At 56.0% G+C, this 17830-nt stretch carries 20 protein-coding genes, 1 tRNA gene and 1 pseudogene; 9 read left to right on the top strand and 13 right to left on the bottom strand.

Going from position 1 to position 17830, the window contains the following annotated elements; translation table 11 throughout:
• Positions 1 to 19 precede the first annotated feature (19 nt).
• Positions 20 to 202 carry a hypothetical protein gene (locus tag OS190_RS14190; RefSeq protein WP_267159379.1) on the top strand — a complete coding sequence of 61 codons (183 nt, stop codon included), beginning with the start codon at positions 20 to 22 and terminating at the stop codon, positions 200 to 202.
• Here OS190_RS14190 and OS190_RS14185 read toward each other — a convergent pair.
• Positions 174 to 1412 carry a pyridoxal-phosphate-dependent aminotransferase family protein gene (locus OS190_RS14185; protein WP_267159378.1) on the bottom strand — a complete coding sequence of 413 codons (1239 nt, stop codon included), beginning with the start codon at positions 1410 to 1412 and terminating at the stop codon, positions 174 to 176. The genes OS190_RS14190 and OS190_RS14185 overlap by 29 nt on opposite strands.
• Before the next feature lie 143 nt (positions 1413 to 1555).
• On the opposite strand from OS190_RS14185, the gene OS190_RS14180 reads away from it, so the two are divergent.
• The gene (locus OS190_RS14180) at positions 1556 to 3403 is read left to right on the top strand and encodes an ABC transporter ATP-binding protein (protein WP_267159377.1); all 1848 of its coding nucleotides are present in this window, start codon (positions 1556 to 1558) and stop codon (positions 3401 to 3403) included.
• Here the strand turns inward: OS190_RS14180 and OS190_RS14175 are convergent.
• Complete coding sequence (locus tag OS190_RS14175; RefSeq protein ID WP_267159376.1) at positions 3400 to 4077, bottom strand: TIGR04283 family arsenosugar biosynthesis glycosyltransferase; 678 nt, start codon at positions 4075 to 4077, stop codon at positions 3400 to 3402. The genes OS190_RS14180 and OS190_RS14175 overlap by 4 nt on opposite strands.
• 63 nt (positions 4078 to 4140) lie before the next feature.
• Here OS190_RS14175 and ygfZ point away from each other — a divergent pair, with 63 nt between their 5' ends.
• On the top strand, positions 4141 to 4884 hold the full coding sequence (gene ygfZ, locus OS190_RS14170) for a CAF17-like 4Fe-4S cluster assembly/insertion protein YgfZ (protein ID WP_267159375.1): 744 nt from the start codon (positions 4141 to 4143) through the stop codon (positions 4882 to 4884).
• A gap of 109 nt (positions 4885 to 4993) precedes the next feature.
• Here the strand turns inward: ygfZ and efp are convergent, their stop codons facing one another.
• Positions 4994 to 5557 carry an elongation factor P gene (gene efp / locus OS190_RS14165; RefSeq protein ID WP_267159374.1) on the bottom strand — a complete coding sequence of 188 codons (564 nt, stop codon included), beginning with the start codon at positions 5555 to 5557 and terminating at the stop codon, positions 4994 to 4996.
• A 220-nt stretch (positions 5558 to 5777) separates the two neighbouring features.
• Here efp and OS190_RS14160 point away from each other — a divergent pair, with 220 nt between their 5' ends.
• On the top strand, positions 5778 to 6098 hold the full coding sequence (locus OS190_RS14160; RefSeq protein ID WP_164355141.1) for a DUF6280 family protein: 321 nt from the start codon (positions 5778 to 5780) through the stop codon (positions 6096 to 6098).
• Positions 6099 to 6204: 106 nt separating this feature from the next.
• The gene (locus OS190_RS14155) at positions 6205 to 7662 is read left to right on the top strand and encodes a cobyric acid synthase (protein ID WP_267159373.1); all 1458 of its coding nucleotides are present in this window, start codon (positions 6205 to 6207) and stop codon (positions 7660 to 7662) included.
• 21 nt (positions 7663 to 7683) lie between these two features.
• Here OS190_RS14155 and OS190_RS14150 read toward each other — a convergent pair whose 3' ends face one another.
• The 3 genes from OS190_RS14150 to OS190_RS14140 all read right to left on the bottom strand — a co-directional run bounded on the left by OS190_RS14150 (position 7684) and on the right by OS190_RS14140 (position 11246).
• The gene (locus tag OS190_RS14150) at positions 7684 to 9036 is read right to left on the bottom strand and encodes a hypothetical protein (RefSeq protein WP_267159372.1); all 1353 of its coding nucleotides are present in this window, start codon (positions 9034 to 9036) and stop codon (positions 7684 to 7686) included.
• A 73-nt stretch (positions 9037 to 9109) separates the two neighbouring features.
• Complete coding sequence (locus OS190_RS14145) at positions 9110 to 10534, bottom strand: TolC family outer membrane protein (RefSeq protein ID WP_267159371.1); 1425 nt, start codon at positions 10532 to 10534, stop codon at positions 9110 to 9112.
• 58 nt (positions 10535 to 10592) lie between these two features.
• Positions 10593 to 11246 carry a protein-L-isoaspartate O-methyltransferase family protein gene (locus tag OS190_RS14140; RefSeq protein WP_267159370.1) on the bottom strand — a complete coding sequence of 218 codons (654 nt, stop codon included), beginning with the start codon at positions 11244 to 11246 and terminating at the stop codon, positions 10593 to 10595.
• Positions 11247 to 11390: 144 nt separating this feature from the next.
• Here OS190_RS14140 and OS190_RS14135 point away from each other — a divergent pair.
• Positions 11391 to 11464, top strand: a tRNA-Cys gene (locus OS190_RS14135).
• 68 nt (positions 11465 to 11532) lie between these two features.
• Here OS190_RS14135 and OS190_RS14130 read toward each other — a convergent pair.
• Genes OS190_RS14130 through OS190_RS20575 form a run of 3 tightly spaced genes read right to left on the bottom strand, consistent with a single transcriptional unit; the run spans position 11533 to position 12953 of the window.
• Positions 11533 to 12564 carry a site-specific integrase gene (locus OS190_RS14130; RefSeq protein ID WP_267159369.1) on the bottom strand — a complete coding sequence of 344 codons (1032 nt, stop codon included), beginning with the start codon at positions 12562 to 12564 and terminating at the stop codon, positions 11533 to 11535.
• Positions 12561 to 12752, bottom strand: a complete 192-nt coding sequence (locus OS190_RS14125; RefSeq protein WP_267159368.1) for a hypothetical protein — start codon at positions 12750 to 12752, stop codon at positions 12561 to 12563. Before OS190_RS14125 ends, OS190_RS14130 begins: the two co-directional genes overlap by 4 nt.
• Positions 12753 to 12776: 24 nt before the next feature.
• Positions 12777 to 12953 carry an Arc family DNA-binding protein gene (locus OS190_RS20575; protein WP_416237413.1) on the bottom strand — a complete coding sequence of 59 codons (177 nt, stop codon included), beginning with the start codon at positions 12951 to 12953 and terminating at the stop codon, positions 12777 to 12779.
• A 102-nt stretch (positions 12954 to 13055) separates the two neighbouring features.
• Between OS190_RS20575 and OS190_RS14120 the strand changes: the two genes are divergently transcribed.
• The gene (locus OS190_RS14120; RefSeq protein ID WP_267159367.1) at positions 13056 to 13370 is read left to right on the top strand and encodes an Arc family DNA-binding protein; all 315 of its coding nucleotides are present in this window, start codon (positions 13056 to 13058) and stop codon (positions 13368 to 13370) included.
• Between the two features lie 2 nt (positions 13371 to 13372).
• Here OS190_RS14120 and OS190_RS14115 read toward each other — a convergent pair whose 3' ends face one another.
• The 3 genes from OS190_RS14115 to OS190_RS14105 are packed head-to-tail and all read right to left on the bottom strand — an operon-like array spanning position 13373 to position 15582.
• Positions 13373 to 14185: a hypothetical protein gene (locus OS190_RS14115; RefSeq protein WP_267159366.1), complete on the bottom strand. Its 813-nt coding sequence runs from the start codon at positions 14183 to 14185 to the stop codon at positions 13373 to 13375.
• Between the two features lie 15 nt (positions 14186 to 14200).
• Positions 14201 to 14602, bottom strand: coding sequence for a carboxymuconolactone decarboxylase family protein (locus tag OS190_RS14110; protein ID WP_267159365.1), 402 nt, complete (start codon positions 14600 to 14602; stop codon positions 14201 to 14203).
• The gene (locus OS190_RS14105; RefSeq protein ID WP_267159364.1) at positions 14599 to 15582 is read right to left on the bottom strand and encodes an aldo/keto reductase; all 984 of its coding nucleotides are present in this window, start codon (positions 15580 to 15582) and stop codon (positions 14599 to 14601) included. Before OS190_RS14105 ends, OS190_RS14110 begins: the two co-directional genes overlap by 4 nt.
• A 93-nt stretch (positions 15583 to 15675) precedes the next feature.
• Between OS190_RS14105 and OS190_RS14100 the strand changes: the two genes are divergently transcribed.
• The gene (locus OS190_RS14100) at positions 15676 to 16596 is read left to right on the top strand and encodes a LysR family transcriptional regulator (RefSeq protein ID WP_267159363.1); all 921 of its coding nucleotides are present in this window, start codon (positions 15676 to 15678) and stop codon (positions 16594 to 16596) included.
• Between the two features lie 193 nt (positions 16597 to 16789).
• On the top strand, positions 16790 to 17671 hold the full coding sequence (locus OS190_RS14095) for an aldehyde dehydrogenase family protein (RefSeq protein WP_267159362.1): 882 nt from the start codon (positions 16790 to 16792) through the stop codon (positions 17669 to 17671).
• Between the two features lie 32 nt (positions 17672 to 17703).
• On the opposite strand, the pseudogene OS190_RS14090 reads toward OS190_RS14095, so the two are convergent.
• Positions 17704 to 17830: pseudogene (locus OS190_RS14090) on the bottom strand (IS3 family transposase); the annotation flags it as partial.

Here is a 17830-nt window from a genome sequence, read left to right as displayed (position 1 = left end):
TAGTGAAGGTGAGATTTCAATGCGCAATACTTTTGACCGCCCTGCCGCCCCCAATTTTACCCATGCCTGCGTGGTCATGTTCGGTGTGAACATCACCTGGGTTTTCATCGTGATCTGGGCCATCTGGGGCATACCTGCCGTTGCTGCCACCGGCTGGCTTCTCAACAAGCTGATTACGCGGATTGCGATCTTGCGGGACTGACGACTTGGGCCTGCGCAATCTGCGTTGCTGCGGCATCCAGTGCGCCGGGTCCATGTGCGATCTTGAGTGCCTGCATGCCGGCTTCGATCCCGCCCAGCATCCCCATGATCATCTGCCCGTTCACATGCCCCATGTGACCCAACCGGAAAAAGCCGTGCCATGCCGGATCACCTGGTGTCGCCATGCCAAGACCGATGCCCAGCGTCAGGCCAAGCTGGCTTTCTACCCAGTCACGCAGGGCCGTGGCATCGGGTGATTGCAGCCGCAGGGAGGTCACCGCGTTGCTGCGATGTGCCGGATCGCTGACGTTCATGGCGAAACTCCCGACCGTGCTCCATGCTTCGCAGGCGGCCCAAACGGCCCGGGCAAGTACGGCGTGGCGGGACCAAACGTTTTCAATGCCTTCGGCGTGGATCAGATCAAGTGCTGTGCGCAGGCCATAGAGATGGTGCGTCGGCGCTGTGCCCGCGTGATATTGAAAAAACTCCTCGGCATGGGCGCGCGGGGTCCAATTCCAATACCAACTGACGCGGGGCAATCTGGCGCGTGCGGCCTCTGCCCTGTCGTTGAAAAAGACGAAACTCATCCCCGGTGGCACCATCAAGCCTTTCTGGCACCCGCTCACCATCACATCGACGCCCCAGGCATCCATCTCGAAACGGTCACAGCCCAGAGACGCAATGCAATCAGCCATCAAGAGCGCCGGGTGTCCGGCGGCGTCGATGGCCCGGCGCAGGGCGGCAATATCGTTGCGGATCGAGGTTGAGGTATCCACATGCACGGCCAGCACTGCTTTGATCTGATGCGCCCGATCCGCACGAAGCAATTCTTCGATGCGGCCCATGTCCATCGGGGATCTCTTGCCAAAGTCGATGGTTTCGACCTCGGCCCCAAGGCTTGCCGCTGTTTCCCCCCAACCAACGCCGAAACGGCCCGTGGCCGGGACCAGCACCTTGTCACCCGGTGCCAGGATATTGGCAAGCGATGCTTCCCATGCGGCGTGGCCGTTGCCGGTATACATCGCAACATGATGCTTTGTGCCGGCGACCCTTTTCAGATCGGCAGTCAAGCCTGGCATCATGTTGACAAGTTCACCGGCGTAGATATTCGGCGCGGCGCGGTGCATGGATTGCAACACGACATCCGGGATGACGGAAGGACCGGGAATGGCCAGGTAGGACCGACCATGTGCAAGCGAGGGAGGTTTCATAACAAGGCCTTCTGGCAACATCAATCAGGGCGACCTTAGGCCTGCGCGGGCTAGCGTCAACACCAGAACGCTTTGCTTGCCCCGAAGCGGTCACGGGACTAGAGGTTGGGACAGTTTTTTCGAACCGGGTGGTGTGTTTCCCTATGAATGATCAGAGCTATACCTCCAAAGAGTTGCTGAGCTGGCTGTGGCGGGACTACTTGAAAAAGCACGTTGGCATGATGGCACTTGCGCTGGTGTTCATGGTGATCGAAGGCAGTAGCCTGGGTGCCCTCGCGCGTTTGATGGAACCGATGTTCGACAGGGTGTTTGTCGCAGGGCAGGAAGATGCGTTGATCTGGGTCGGACTGACCTTGATCGGGATTTTTGTCTTGCGCGCAATTGCCGGGGTCAGCCAGAAAGTATTGCTGAGCAAGGTGGCGCAGCACACGGCGGCTGATTTGCGCATTGATCTGCTGGAACGGATGATGCGTCAGGATGGTGCCTTTCATCAAAGCCATCCACCCGGTTTTCTGATCCAGCGGGTTCAATCGGACGTAAATGCGGTTGGTGATGTCTGGCGCGCCGTGATCACCGGTGCAGGCCGGGACTTCATCGGCCTGATGGTCCTATTGGGCGTGGCGGTTTCAATTGATCCGATCTGGGCGCTGATGGCCTGTATCGGCATTCCGGTGATGGTGTTGCCCGCCGCTATGGCGCAGCGGTTTGTCCGCAAGCGTGCGCGCGAAGCGCGCGACCTCGGTGCCGATCTTGCCACACGGCTGGACGAGGTTTTTCATGGGATCGTTCAGGTGAAACTCAACGCACTTGAAGCCTACCAGACGCGACAGTATCGCAGCCTCACTGCACGGTTCATTGACACCGAAGTCCGCGCTGCTTTTGGCAATTCCGCGATTCCGGGCATGGTCGATATTCTGTCGGGGATCGGGTTCATGGCCGTGATCCTCTATGGCGGATCCGAGATCATCTCGGGCGATAAAACCATCGGGCAGTTCATGACCTTTTTTACCGCGATGGGGTTCGCCTTTAGCCCGTTGCGCCGGTTGGGGGGCATCGCCGGCCTTTGGCAGATTGCTGCTGCCGCGCTGGAACGCATTCGTGAACTGCTGGACGCGCCGGTGCTGTTGCAGGACCCGGCCACCCCGATTGCAGCCCCGACAGGAACACCGGAAATCGTATTGGACAATATCGTTTTATCCTATGGCGAGAGCAGAGTCTTGAACCAGCTCAGCTTTACCGCAAGAGCCGGAGAAACCACCGCGCTTGTCGGGGCGTCAGGTGCGGGGAAATCGACGGTTTTCAATGTCCTGACACGCTTGATCGACCCACAGGCCGGTACCGCCACGCTCGGCGGTGTGCCCACGACGGACCTGTCGCTGAACGCCCTGCGCGGGTTGTTCTCTGTCGTCACGCAAGAGGCGCTCTTGTTTGATGCGACCCTGCGCGAAAACATCGTTCTGGATCACAAGGGAGTCAGCGAGGCACGATTGCAAGAAGTGTTGGACGCCGCACATGTTGCCGATTTTCTGCCCAAACTGGAAAAGGGGCTGGAAACCCTTGTCGGCCCGCGTGGCTCCGCCCTGTCAGGCGGTCAGCGCCAGCGTGTCGTCATTGCCCGCGCCCTGTTGCGCGATACGCCGATCTTGTTGCTGGACGAGGCAACCAGCGCTCTGGATGCGCAATCCGAACAAGTTGTTCAGGCGGCGCTTGATCGACTTTCAAAGGGGCGCACAACCCTTGTAATCGCCCACCGTCTGGCGACAATCCGCAGCGCGGACCGAATTGTCGTGCTCGACAAAGGCCGCACCGTGGACGAGGGCACACATGAGGAACTGCTGGAACGCGGCGGCCTCTATGCAGATCTGTACCGTTTGCAGTTTCGGGACGGGGCACAGCCAGAAGCTGCGCCCAAAAGCCGGATGCGCATTCAAGGCTCGCAACAGGGCAAACCTGCTGCAAAACTCAGTCTGTGGCGCAGGCTCTTTGGCTAGGGTCGATAACCAGCGGCGAGCTTTTCAACATCGACACCTGCAAAATACCGGATCAAGGTCCAGAGGTTTCGCGACCCGCGCTTGATCCAGCCTTGCGCGATGTATTTGTCTGCACTGGTACGGGCAACGCCCTCGAGAGGTGTCAATTTCCCGGAGAGTTGGCGCGCCATTGCAACGTCCTCCATCAACGGCTGGTCGGGAAAGCCACCAATCCGGGCGTATAGCTCCGCCGAAATCAGCAGCCCCTGATCACCGTAAGGCAAACCCAGCCGGCTGCGAAGATTGGCCCATCCCGCAACCAACCTTCCGGCGACACCGGCATGTTCAAAGGCAAGGCGGAACCAACCTGCGCGATCGGGATCTGTCAGATGAAGACGCACTGTTTTGCACCATCCATGCTGCAACACCGAGTCTGCGTGAATCACCAACATCCACTCCGCCTGTGCCGCGGCACAACCAAGCCGCAATTGCCCGCCACGGGATGCGACGCCTTGCAGGATCTCGGCCCCCCATGCCTGAGCGATGGCACCGGTGGCATCACATGACCCCCCGTCCGCGACAATCAATTCACGGATCAGCCCGGCTTCTACCCCTTCCATCAAGCCTTCCAGGCATTTGGACAATGTCTTCTCGGCGTTCAGCGTTGGAATGATGACAGAGATTGGCGCGCGCATGCTTGCCCCTTTTGACGTGACGTGGGAACACTATATGCGATCTGAACCTTGAAAGGACAGCCCATGACCAAGCGCCGTATCCTACGTCTAAGCGGGCCAGACACACATGATTTCCTGCAGGGCTTGATCACAAACGACATCGCCAAACTAACGCAAGGAATCGTCTATGCAGCGATGTTGACGCCGCAGGGGAAATACCTTGCAGATTTCTTTTTGGTATCCAGTGCCGATGATGTCCTGTTGGATGTGGCTGAGAGTCTGGCTGACATGCTGGTTCAGCGGTTGTCGATGTATAAACTGCGTGCCGCTGTCGAAATCGACACGACGGAACTGCATCTGCACCGTGGACTGGGCGCGCGCCCTGCCGATGGATTTGCCGATCCTCGGTGCGAAGCATTGGGTTGGCGCAGCTATCGGGCCGCACCCCAAACTGACGACAGTACTGACTGGGATGCTTTGCGTGTCGCCCATCTGGTGCCGGAAACCGGGATCGAACTGACTCCGGACACCTTCATCCTTGAAGCCGGGTTTGAACGGTTGAACGGTGTCGATTTTCGCAAGGGATGTTATGTCGGTCAGGAGGTTACAGCACGGATGAAACACAAGACCGAGCTGCGCAAGGGGTTGGCGCAGGTCGATGTGCAGGGCAGCGCGCCCGTGGGAACCGAACTGACAAGCGCGGGCAAAACCGCAGGAACCCTGTTCACACAAGCCCGGGGAATGGGCATTGCCTATTTGCGATTTGACCGCGCAACCGGCCAGATGCAGGCAGGAGATGCCGTGGTTACGCGTGCCGATGTCCCGTAAAATGTATAGGATTTCATGAAAAGCGTCTTTCCAACCTCGATCCGTGACGCTTTTTTAACGTTAATATGATTTACGTCGCGTCAGCAAAATCCGCCAGCTTGGGCATATATCAGGCGCGTTCGACGTATTCCATTGTCTCTGTATTTACCACGATTTCTTCGTCCTGACCTACGAAAGGCGGCACTGAAACCTTAACACCATTGTCCAAAACCGCCGGTTTGAAGGAATTCGCCGCTGTTTGACCTTTGACCACAGGTTCTGTTTCAGCGATCTTGCAGACCACTTTTTGCGGCAATGAGGCGTTCAACGGCTCATCTCCGTTATACTCTACCACAACCATCATCCCGTCTTGCAGGAAGGGACGGCGTTCGCCCAGCAGATCCGAAGGCAGCTGAACCTGATCATAGGTATCTGTATCCATCAGAACCAGCATCCCATTGTCTTCATAGAGAAATTGCTGATCCTTTTGTTCCAGACGCACTTTTTCGACCTTGTCCGCGGAGCGGAAACGTTCGTTCAGTTTGGAGCCGTTGCGCAAATTGCGCAGCTCTACCTGAGCAAAGGCACCGCCCTTGCCGGGCTTAACGTGGTCCACTTTGACCGCGGCCCAGAGGCCTCCGTTGTGTTCCAGCACGTTACCGGGGCGAATCTCGTTTCCGTTAATTTTGGGCATGTGGCAAAACCTAGGCAAAAGGTTGATGAAATTATAACGCACCCTATATCTGGCGTTAAGGAACCCTGCAAGCTCGCGATATATTGTCGGACTTCATCATCGGGCATGCGCTCTCCGCATGGCTGCTATGCGAATAAGATGTATCCGAATCGATGTATATCGGTCATAAGAAGCGTCACGCCCGAATGACAAGAGCAAGAATAATCGAAAGGACGACGAGTTGAGAGATTTCGTTGACGGCACCGCTTTCAATAATGAGCAAGGCAATCGCGCTCGCAAGCTTTTCGCCGCTGTTGTACTGGCAGCACTGGATGATGCAATCGCTGATGACAAGAAATATGGCAACGGCCCAGAGCAGATCGCCCGCTGGGCACGCTCCCGCGATGGCCGCGAAGTATTGAGCTGTGCGGGCATTGACCCGAACGAGCGCGTTGTGGCCGGACTGATGGATTTTGTCGGCAAAGGCGTCCGTACATCCGTTGCTCTTTCACGCGAAGAATCGGAACGTCGCCACGCTGCCCAACAGGCAGAAGCCGCTTAATAGGTATCCCAGTACGGGAGAAAAGACGCAGCCCTTTGGGGCTGTGTTTTTCGTTTGTGGGCAGGACATGATCACCAGCCTGCTGCCAAACTGAATAGGCTTCCACATGACCAAAGCCATCATGATTCAAGGCACCGGCAGCAATGTCGGAAAATCAATGATCGTGGCTGGGATCATCCGCGCCTGTGTGCGCCGTGGCATGAAGGTGCGCCCTTTCAAGCCGCAAAACATGTCCAACAACGCAGCCGTCACGTCGAACGGTGGTGAGATCGGCCGCGCCCAGGCGTTGCAGGCGCGCGCCGCCGAGGTTGCACCACATACGGACATGAATCCTGTCCTGCTGAAACCTCAATCCGCTACCGGGGCACAAGTCATCGTTCAAGGGCAGATTGCCGGCCATCAGGAGGCCACAGCCTTTGGCAGGAACAAGGCAGCCCTGATGCCACGGGTTCTGGACTCATTCAACAGGCTGGCCACACAATGCGATTTGATTGTGATCGAAGGCGCAGGCAGCCCTGCGGAAACAAACCTGCGCAGCGGCGACATCGCAAACATGGGTTTTGCCACTGCAGCGGATGTGCCGGTGATCCTGATGGGTGACATTGATCGCGGTGGTGTCATTGCCCAGATCGTCGGCACCCAGGCAGTGATGCAAAGCGCTGACAATGCGCAGGTGCGCGGCTTTGCCGTAAACAAATTTCGCGGAGACCGAAGCCTGTTTGATGCCGGTCGCGATGACATTGCCAAAAGAACCGGTTGGCCCTGCTTGGGCGTGATCCCATGGTTTGACGGCGCACATCGGTTGCCCGCAGAAGACGTCATGGACCTCCCCGCGCGGTCGCGTTCAGGCGGCGCGGGATGTGTCATTGCGGTGCCGCGCTTGCCCCGGATTTCCAATTTCGATGATCTGGATCCTTTGGCAGCGGAATCTGGCGTTGATCTGCGTATCATCATGCCCGGCAGCCCGCTGCCTGGAGATGCCGATCTTGTCATACTCGCTGGTAGCAAGGCGACAATTGCCGACCTCGCTGCGCTGCGGGCCGAGGGATGGGATACCGATCTTGCCGCCCATATCCGGCGGGGTGGTCGTGTATTGGGTCTCTGCGGCGGTTATCAAATGCTGGGTAAACGCATCGCGGATCCCCAAGGGATCGAAGGCCCACCCTGTAGCGTCGAGGGATTGGGACATCTGGACGTTGAAACCGTGATGGCACCGATCAAACATTTGTCGCTCAAGCAGGGCAATCACCCCGCTAGCGGTACATCCCTGTCAGGGTATGAGATTCATATCGGTGAAACAACCGGACCAGACACTGCAGCGTCATGGTTGACGTTTGACGGCAAGGACGAAGGTGCCACCAGCCTGAATGGTCTGGTTCAAGGATGTTACATGCACGGGCTTTTCAGTTCGGACAGCTTTCGCGCCGCCTATCTGGCGCAATTCGGCGTTGCTTCGTCGGTGGCGTTTGAAACAGGCGTTGAGGCAACCCTCGACGCCCTTGCGGCACATATAGAAGAGTATTTTGATATAGACCTGATGTTGGAAATGGCTGGCGAGGTATGATCGCCAACCGGGAGTATTCTCTTACTCAAGCTCCTGCGCGGTCAAGGCGCGGTGAATCTCGCGGCGCACCAATTTGCGCACATTGCGGGTGATGCGTTCGCCCAAGGCACCCTGCAATTCCTGACGGACAATATCTGACACCAGATCACGCAGCGCTTCTTCGTCGATCAGTTGATCTTCATCGGAATATCCCAAACGGTCTTCAAGCGGTGCGGCCGTAAATTCCGGGTCTTCATCTGCAGATTGCCCAGCATCCGGTTCTGGCTGGGCATCAGTGTCCTGCCGTTCTCCGGCGTCTGTCATATGCTCATGAAGCATATCGGCCTTTGCCGGGCTTTGCGCATCCGGTTGCTTCTTGGCGAAAAACTCTTCGGCAGATGATTGCGTGGTTTCTGGACCGGCAGAACCGGCATCGTCGGCAGCCAAGTCGGCACTGGCGCGGTCTTTGCGTCGCAGCGACACCTCCTGTTCATCGTCTTCCCAGGCCATCGCCTCCGGTTCGCTGCCAGCGTAATCGCTTTCGCCTGCGTCGTCGGGTTCCCATGTCTCGGAAATCTGACCGATCGCCGTTTCCAGCGCGGCGATCTTTGCCGTCAAGGTAGCGGCCTTTTGCGCAGCCTGCGGTGACTGGGCCATGGACGTATCGGTCGTCGACTGCTCTCCCGGCGCTGATTCCGCCTTTTCCATCTCTGATCCGGTTTCGTCCAGCCGTTCGTTTTGCGCCCTCTGATTGGACTCAGCGACCTCTGCCTTGTCCGCTTTCAGAATCTCAGTCTCGGAAACCAGAGTTACGTCGTCGTCCTGATCGTCTTCGGGTCCTTCGGGCGGTCTCTGTTGATCCGTTGAATGGCGCAGGTTGAAATCATCATCGCTGTCGCCATCGTTGTCAGAATCGTCGTCAAAGTTATATGGATCAGTAGAATAATCCTGCGACAGATCATCGAAAAATTGATCGTCTTCATCCGCCGAGACATCGGCTTTGTCTGTGGCCTGTTGAGTTGAGGACAAGCCACCCGGCAGGTCGAGCGGGGAATCATCGCTGACCAGGCTGTTGATTTCAATTCCATCATTTCTGTCGGTCGCACCCAGTCGGTTTTCGCCGTCACGAGGTGCCTCAAAAAGGGATTCTTCGGTATCAGTCTCTTGCGAGGCTGCGGTGCTGTTGTCTGGGGTGGCGGTATCTCGCGGCGCATCAGTGACACGCAGCGCCGGTGTCAGAACCAAACGATCCTTTCTCGGTTCCACAGCAGGCTTGACTGCGGCGCTCTTGGCCTCGTTCAAAGGTACCTGTACAGGACGCTTGTCTTCGGACACCAGACGGCGGATCGAAGATAGCACATCCTCTACCTCAGCATTTGTGACTGGGTCGGACATAGTTTTTACCACTCTTTTCTCGTGATCAAACTAACCTCGGATTGTTTTTCACACAATGGGGCGCGCAAAATTGTCAGTCTTTTTGCAGCGCCCGCAACACACGGTCCAGTTTCTGCCCTTCCTTGGACTTCTTCGCTGGGCTGTCTTTGACCAGATTGTAATAGGCTGCGGGATCGTAGATCTGGACCGGCAAGCCCAGCTGCTTGGCTGTCAGACGGCCTGTGCTGACCAATATTCCATAGGCGGCGACATAGACGCTGACGCGCGCGGAAACCTGTGATGAGCGTGCATTCAGCAGCGCCTGTTCGGCGTCCAGGACATCCAGCGTTGTCCGCGCTCCCAATGTGGCCTCTTCGCGGATCCCGCGAAAAGCGATGCTTGCTGCCCGCACCTGACGTTCCGATGCCTCCAGTTGAGCCTTTACCGTGGTCAACTGGGCATAGGAATCTCCAACGGTTTGCTGAACATCGTGACGCACCACATGCAGGTTGCCGCGCTGCGCATCCGCGCGTGCGCGTGCCTGGCGGGCTGTCGCCGACAATGATCCACCCTGATAGATTGTCTGACCCGCTTCGATCCCGATTGATCCACCACGATTGAAATCCCTGGCATTCAGGTTTTCGGTCAGGCCCAGACGACCCGTGAGATTGACGGTCGGTTTCATATCTGCTTCGGTTGCGCGGACCAGCAGATCAGCCGCAGCAACCTGATGTTGTGCCCCCAACAAGGAGGGATGCCGGCGTACGGCAATCGCCTTGGCCTTGTCCACGCTGGATTCGATTTTGGGCAATCCGGGAGGCTGTTGCAGACGACCGGGTTTGCGCCCGATGACATTGCGGTATTCTTCGGTTGCAGAAAGCAGGTTACCCTCTGCCTGGGCCAAACCGCTGCGGGCTTGTGCCAGTTGGGCCTGTGCCAACGCGACGTCAGTGCGCGTCACTTCGCCGACTTCGAATCGGTCCTGGGCGGCACGTAATTCCTGGGTCAACAGCCGCAGGTTGTTCTGGCGGAGCGCTACGAATTCTGATGCTTCGATGACGCCCATATAGGCCCGCACCGCGCGGAACAAAACCTGTTGTTCGATTTCGATCAGTGCTTCGCGGGTGGCCAGAACGCTTTCTTTGGATGCTTCGACCCGTAACTGGCGAGATCCGAAATCATAAAGCACCAATTCACCGACAAGGTTGACCGCGGCGGTCAGGTTATCATTGTCGATGGTTACCGGTGACGATGAGGTGCGCACACGCCCGAATGCCTGCGTCAGACTGGCAGACCAGCGCAGGACGGGTTTCAGCGTGGCCGCTGCAATCGCGACATCCTCATCCGCGGCGCGCAACAAGGCGCGGTTCTGTTCCAGCAACCCCGAATGATTATAAGCTCCGACCAGGGCATCGGCCAGCGTTTCAGCCGCGGCCCCTCGAGGTGCCAAGACCGCCAGACCAAGGGCACAGACACCGGCCAACAGATGCTTTCCGAATTGTATTTTGTCGATCCGCATGGGTCTCGTGACCTCTTTGTTATTACACCACTGCCTGCGTCGCGCAGACCTCAAAACGTCAAAGGACAAAAGCACTCTCGCGCTGGAACCCCTCCAGAACCGGTGCCGCCGCATTAAAGGCCATGCGCCAACTGACCTCCCCACCGCGTTTATAACCGACACGGACTTCGCCCAGTTCTCCCTGCATAAAGAGTGCCGCGATCCTGCCCCCATCCTTGAGCTGGTCCACAACCTTTTCCGGTACCTCGCTGACGCCCCCTTCGATCACGATCACATCATAGGGACCATGTTCGGGCGCACCTTCGGCCAGAGGACCGGTATGCACCACAACATTGTCTGCGCCTGCATGCACCAGGGCTTCCTGCGCTTCTACGGCCATGGCCTCGTCTTCCTCGACGGCGACGACCGCCTCTGCCATATGGGCGATCACCGCGGCAGAGTAGCCCATGGCACAGCCGATATCGAGCACCAGTTCGGTATTTGAAATGGCCAAAACGTCGAGCATCTTTGCCAATGTGCGCGGCTCAAGCAAAATGCGCCCCTGCCCCAGATCAATGTTTTCGCCCATATACGCCGTTTCGCGTTTGGCCGCGGGCACGAATTCTTCGCGCGGTACGGTAAGCATTGCATCGATGATCGGAAATTTGGTCACATCGGACGGGCGCACCTGCGTATCAACCATCATTATGCGTCGGGCGGTGAAATCATTCATTTGGCTAGACTCATCCGTTCAGATTCTAATCCCCCAGATGTGCCACATCACGCGACCCTCAGCAACGCCCTCTTGGTGCAGTTTATCGCATCATCCGGCTTGCAGCGGGAAAGGGGATCATATAGCAAGCAAAAACCACCGGTCGGCGAGTTGGCGGAGTGGTTACGCAGCGGATTGCAAATCCGTGTACACCGGTTCGATTCCGGTACTCGCCTCCAATATTTTCAATGACTTGCGTCATCCTTCCTCTCCTTCACTGCCATTTTTGAAACAACCGTTGAAACTTTCACGTTTCGGTCTTGCTTCTTTCCATTTGATTTCTTGCCTCTTGAGCGCGCTTCGCCAGTTCCCTTTGCCGGATCGGCCCACCGTAATTTTTGAGCATCTCAACGCCTGAGTGACCGGTGACAGCCTTGACCATTTCGTCATCACACCCTGCCAAGTAGAGCTCGATCGTCGCATTCTTCCGCAGACCGTGGGTTTTGTAATAACCAGCCTTTTCGTGTTTCATCTTCCTTTTGATCGCACGCATTTCTTCGGCAACGATACGATAACTGATGGGCTGCCCTTTGGTATTGGTTACGACCGTGCCCTCACCACGCTCGCTGACGTTCAGATGCTCTCTGAGCCGGTCTGTCAAAGGGATCCAAAGCGGTTTGTCGGTCTTGCCCTGTGTGAAATCGAAACCTTCATCGGAAAAGTGCTCCCACTTCATCTTCACGACATCGCCAATACGTTGGCCTGTGCCAACGCAAAGCTCGTAGATCAGCCGTGCCCGTTTTGAAGCCAGCGCTTCGAACTCAGCGCGAACATCGTCTGGCCACGGTTCCCAACCTTCGCTTTGCTGCTTGAAAAGCGGAATACCCTTCGCCGGATTGCCGTGCTCTTTCTTGATGAAGCCGATCAACCGGGCGTGATTCATCAAGACGACCATGACCTGGACAAGATAGTTGGCTTGCCGCCAATGATCCGCATTTGCCCGGTGCAATTCATAAATGTGATGGGTTTCGATCCTCGCTGGGTCTTTCTCGGCCCAGATTTCACGAATGTGGCTGATGTACCTCCGATAGTCGGATCTCGTGCGGGGCTTCAACTTCTTGTAGGCATCGCTCTCATAATAGCTGAGGATCAGTGCTTCGAAATTTCGCTTCACCGGCGCTGGCGCTGGTTTTCCCTTCAACAGGCGATTGTAGTGATCCCAAAATTCCGGCGTGCCCGCTTCCTCGTGCATCATAACGGAGATGCCGCGCGATCGCCGGATGAACCGTAGGTAACCCCTGTCATTGTAGACGTATTTTGGCAGGCTCTTGCGAGTCATTCGCCCATTCTCAAATCACCATTGAGGAAGTCGTCAGCTGCCTCCGGCGCGACCATGTTGGCATCGACGATGACGCTGCCATCGGGCTTGATCTCGAACTTCGCACGCTGCCATCCTGCCTCCCGCGCCTCGCGGATAAAAGCCGAGGCCGCTTGCTTTGCCTTCGTCTGCACACTTGTTTTGGTCATGGTATCGACACCCCTCTCACACAGTTAACAACGCGCATTATCGCCCTGATCCATAGTGATATTTCCAATCACACCAGGGCCGGAACGCCTGTCCTTCGCCGCTCGAATTGCGCGGATTACTTCAGAGTTTTGAGAGTTACCATTTCGATCGGACTCCGCCTTGATCCACTCCTTTAGCTCTTGTGGAAGCCGAAGCTGCATTGGTTTACGATTGTTCATGAAACGCCTCCAGATTGAAATCACACCCCAATAGTGGCATTTAGCCATTATTGCGTCAATTCAAATTTATGGCACAGTGCCACTATGCCAGAACAAAGCTCTCAAAATCAGGAGAAATTCATCGTGCGGCTCCCCGACGGCCTGCGCGATCGGATTCGCCTCGCGGCCGAAGCCAACCACCGCAGCATGAATGCTGAGGTCGTTGCCCTCCTCGAAGAAAACTATCCAGCCCCTGTGCCGGAAAAATTAGAAGATCCCGCCGCGCGGTTGCTCTTCTGGCTCGCCAAGCGCATCCGCCGGAGAAACCCAAAGCCTGGGACACCTCGAGACAAGCAGGCCGCCCTGTATGAGCGCATTGCGGGCGATATCGCGGAACGTATGAAGGACATCGGCGAATAGCCTTAGTAGGCCACCCACTCATATCCGTGGTTGCCCTCATGATCTACCCATTCGACACCTACTCCACGCCGCCAATTCGATGACGAACAGCGCCGTGACGGCAGGACCCATTGAGGAGCGGCCGCTGGTGTCGTGCGCTGCCAGCCGAATTCGCCCTGCGTGCCGTAGGTCCCGAGGCGCATGTTGTAACTTTCAGAGCAATCATCGTCGCGACCGCGTTCACGGTGGCTGTAATGCCGCACATCCCAAACGCGGATCGAGCGTACGAAGTCGAATTCCAAGCCACTGATGTCGATATCGGCTCCGCCTTCGACCACCTGTGCCAAAATGACTTGGCCTAGCGCCTGACCTGTTTGGTTGCTGGCCTCCAAAATTTTCGGGGCCGTACTTTGTAAAGGCGCACGCTGAGAAACACCCATCGGACAACGCCAGATTTGCAACGGCGGCTCAATCGGCCAGGGCGTGATCCGACGGATGAACACGGCACGGGCATGAGCGCATTCTACTGACGCAGGCCACCCACCAGCCAGGCAAAGCAGAATGGCGCAGTCGACCTGATAGGCTTTCGCCATTTGCGGCGAAAATAGAGCAATTAGAGCAGCAAAGAGTATTCCACCACCGTTTCTATTAACTGCAGATCCCAATTGGACCTCCGCGCCCATCAAGGTTATAATATTGATAAGTGCGGTGTTCACGGCCGAATAATCAAGTCTAGTGATCGTCCAGTGATATTTTGTTGGGTATTTTCCGCTAAAGTCGCTCAGTTCTATATCATTGGCGCTGCAATCACATGTTCCACAGGTTTTTTTGATCAACAGACTAGAAGATTGCTAGGCCTGTGTTTTATTGTCTACGATAGCAAATGCGCGCTTGGCGGCTGCAATTCCGTTCATGCATGCCGGGACTCCCGCGTAAACTGCCATTTGGAGAATGATTTCGATGATTTGTTCTTTTGTCACCCCCACATTCATCGCAGCACGAATGTGAAACTCCAACTGCCCGCTGGCTGTTCCCATAGCGGTTAGCGCTGCGACAGTACACATTTCGCGCGACGCAAGGTCCAAGTCAGGCCGCGACAGGACATCAGCGAAAGCAAAACCCAGGACAATTTCGACCAACTCTGGTGCGACTTCATCCAGGTTTTGCGCAACTTTATCCGGTGCCCCAGCTTCAAGTTGTTCGAGAACCTGCAAAGCAGCCGTGCGGCGCGTAGACCCAACGGAATGGTTCATGCGTTTACGCCCTTCATACCTTCTTCGGTATAACGTTGCCCGTGCACTTCGACATTCTCCAATGTGTCTTCCAATCGCCTAATCTCAGTCTGGGATAGGTTAACACTGATCGATGCCGCGTTCTCTTCTAGATACTTTACACGTCGCGTGCCTGGGATGGGTATGATATTGTCACCTTTTGACAAAACCCAAGCGAGCGCGAGCTGTGCCAGTGTGCAATCTTTGTCTCGCGCCATTTCTCGCAGGACCTGAACCATCCCACGATTCTGTTCTATATTGTTTGGTGCGAACCGTGGCAGCCCGACCCTGAAGTCACCACCCTCAAATTCGGTCGATTTATCAAATGTCCCGGTCAAGAAACCGCGCCCGAGTGGAGAGTAAGGGACAAACCCAATCCCGAGTTTTTTGCACATCGGCAGGATGCTGTCTTCGACATCTCTGCTCCACAATGAATACTCGGTTTGCAGGGCAGATACAGGGTGAACCGCATGGGCGCGCTGCAAGGTTTCTGCACTCACCTCGCACAGGCCGATATGGCCAATCTTCCCTTCTTCAACCAAACGCGAAAGCTCTCCCATCACATCTTCGACCGGTCGGCTCTGATCAAGGCGGTGTACATAATAAAGATCAATGTGATCCAGCTTCAATCGCTTCAGCGAAGCCTCACAGGCAGCGCGCGCGTAAGTCGGGCTATTGTCCAATGAACGGGCATATTCGCCCGGATCGCGTCTGATGCCGAATTTGGTCGCGATTGTGGGTTTGGCATCGGTTTGTCCCAAAAACCTTGCCAATAGCTCTTCGTTGTGACCCGATCCATACATGTCAGCGGAATCGAAAAAGGTGATGCCCAAATCAACAGCTCGGTGCAAAACTTCTAGAGATTCGTCATCGTTGCGCGGGCCATAGAATTCACTCATGCCCATACAGCCAAGGCCAATGGCGCTTACCGTCAGGTCTGGCGAAAGAGTTCTGTTCTGCATTTTGTTCTCCATTTCAAAGACCTAACTCGCATTTCCGCAAACGAAAGATAAATGGCTGGATGTGGAAGTCTGGTTTCCGTATATGGAACCCCTATGGACCGCTTGAACCTTGATGACGCCCCGGCATTTTTAGCCATCGCTCGCACCGGCACGTTGACGGCAGCGGCCAAGCTGCTGGGCGTGGGCATTGCCACAATCTCACGACGGATAGAGCGGCTTGAGCACGCTTTGAGTGTGCCCTTGTTTGTGCGTCACCAATCTGGCTACAAACTGACCGACGAAGGACAGGCATTGCTGCCGCGTGCTGAAGCCTTGGAAGAAGCAGCGCAAAGTTTCCGTGCCGATGCCGCATTCGAGGCAGAGGCAACAGGCCATGTCAGACTGGCAACGGCTGAAAACCTAGCAAACCAGTTCATCATTCCGAGTTTGCCGGAATTGCTGGAAGCCAATCCGGGGCTGAGCATTGAAGTCCTAACTGATATTGCGACGTCTAACCTACACCGACGCGACGCCGATCTGGCAGTGCGCATGGTCAGGCCCGAGCGTGGCAACCTGACAGTGCGTCAGATAGGTATTCTTGGATACGGCCTTTATGGATCACGGTCTTTTCCTCAAGCTCCCAAAGCGAATGCGGAGGCAACTCAAATGCCTGGCAACCCAATATCTCGCGATCGATATGTCGGCTGGTCAGAGCGGCAACAGATGTTACCTGCTGCCCAATGGATCGAACGCCAACTAAAAGGCGATGCTCCGGCGATTGTGACAACCTCGCTGCTTGGACAGGTTTCTGCAGCAAAAGCAGGGCTAGGGCTTTCGGTTCTGCCACATTTCATTGCAGCGGACGCTGGGCTGAAAGCGGTCAAGAAAGATGTCGGACTTGACCAACCGATTTGGCTGGTGGTTCATAGTGACCTTGCCGCTTCTCGGCGCGTAAAGGTGGTTGCAGACCATGTCGTTGCAGTCATCAACCGCCACTCAGATCAATTGCAAGGCCTGATCAAGACCGCCCCCTAAGGTTTCAAAAATCAATAAGTTTTGGGAAATTTTGGCCATCATTTTCCGATATTGAAAATCCAACTTCCACATTAACCTATTTCTTTCTGATTTCGCAAAACTCAACATGAACCTCGAATAGGCAAGAACCGCGACACCAAAACAACTGGTTTCGCCACATTGCCGCAAATGATGTTTCACGGGAGGAAATGCGATGCTGGATAAGCGATCAGGCGCAGTTGAAGAATTAAAAATGCTCATTGGTGGTGAGTGGGTTGGGGCTCAATCTGGAAAAGTGCTCCCATCCGAAAACCCATATGTTGGCCAGGTTTGGGCCAATGTGCCTGATGGTGGTGCGCAAGATATTGATGCGGCTGTGACGGCAGCCAGATCCGCGTTTGATGGCGAATGGGGTTCGATGAGTGCACAGGCGCGCGGCAAACTGATGCGCCGCCTCGGAGACCTTATTGCAGAGAACGCAGAAGAAATTGCCCAAGTTGAAAGCACCGACAACGGCAAACTTTATAAGGAAATGCTTGCACAGGCAAAGTATCTTCCAGAGTGGTTGTACTATTTCGCGGGAGCAGCGGACAAAATCGGCGGCGAGTTCATCCCTTCTGAGCGTCCTAACTTTCACATTTACACGCGCCATGAACCGATTGGTGTAGTCGGTGCAATTACCCCTTGGAATTCACCGGTTCTGCTGTTGGGGTTTAAACTGGCCCCTGCACTGGCTGCGGGTTGCACGCTTGTCGTGAAGCCATCCGAGCACACGCCAGCCTCGACCCTCCGGTTTGCTCAACTGTTCGAAGAAGCTGGCTTTCCCCCCGGCGTGATCAACATCGTGACTGGCGGTGCCGAGGCCGGGGCAGCTCTCTCCAAACATCCGGGCATCAATAAACTCGCGTTCACCGGATCGGACGAAACTGGCAAACGTGTGATGCAAGCTGGCGCTGAAAATTTCACGCGTGTGACACTGGAGCTGGGTGGAAAATCACCGAACATCGTATTCGAAGACGCCGACATTGAAGCCGCGGCCAATGGCGTGATTGCAGGAATTTTTGGCGCTACCGGTCAGACATGTATGGCGGGTTGAGCAAGGTCTTTGGGTATATCAGATGCCTCATCCCCGGGCAAAGAACGATCCACGACAGTTGCCAGCGCCTCACGGGTGCAGTCATCTACAATGCATAACACACGGAACCGCTGCCCATCTTCGAAGGCGTCGGAGACAAAATCCAACGACCAACGCTGG

It is taken from the genome of Sulfitobacter sp. F26204, from assembly GCF_026410305.1.
Lineage (GTDB): Bacteria > Pseudomonadota > Alphaproteobacteria > Rhodobacterales > Rhodobacteraceae > Sulfitobacter.
The sequence above is the reverse complement of the archived record's forward strand: the minus strand, read 5'-3'. Positions and strand labels throughout refer to the sequence as shown.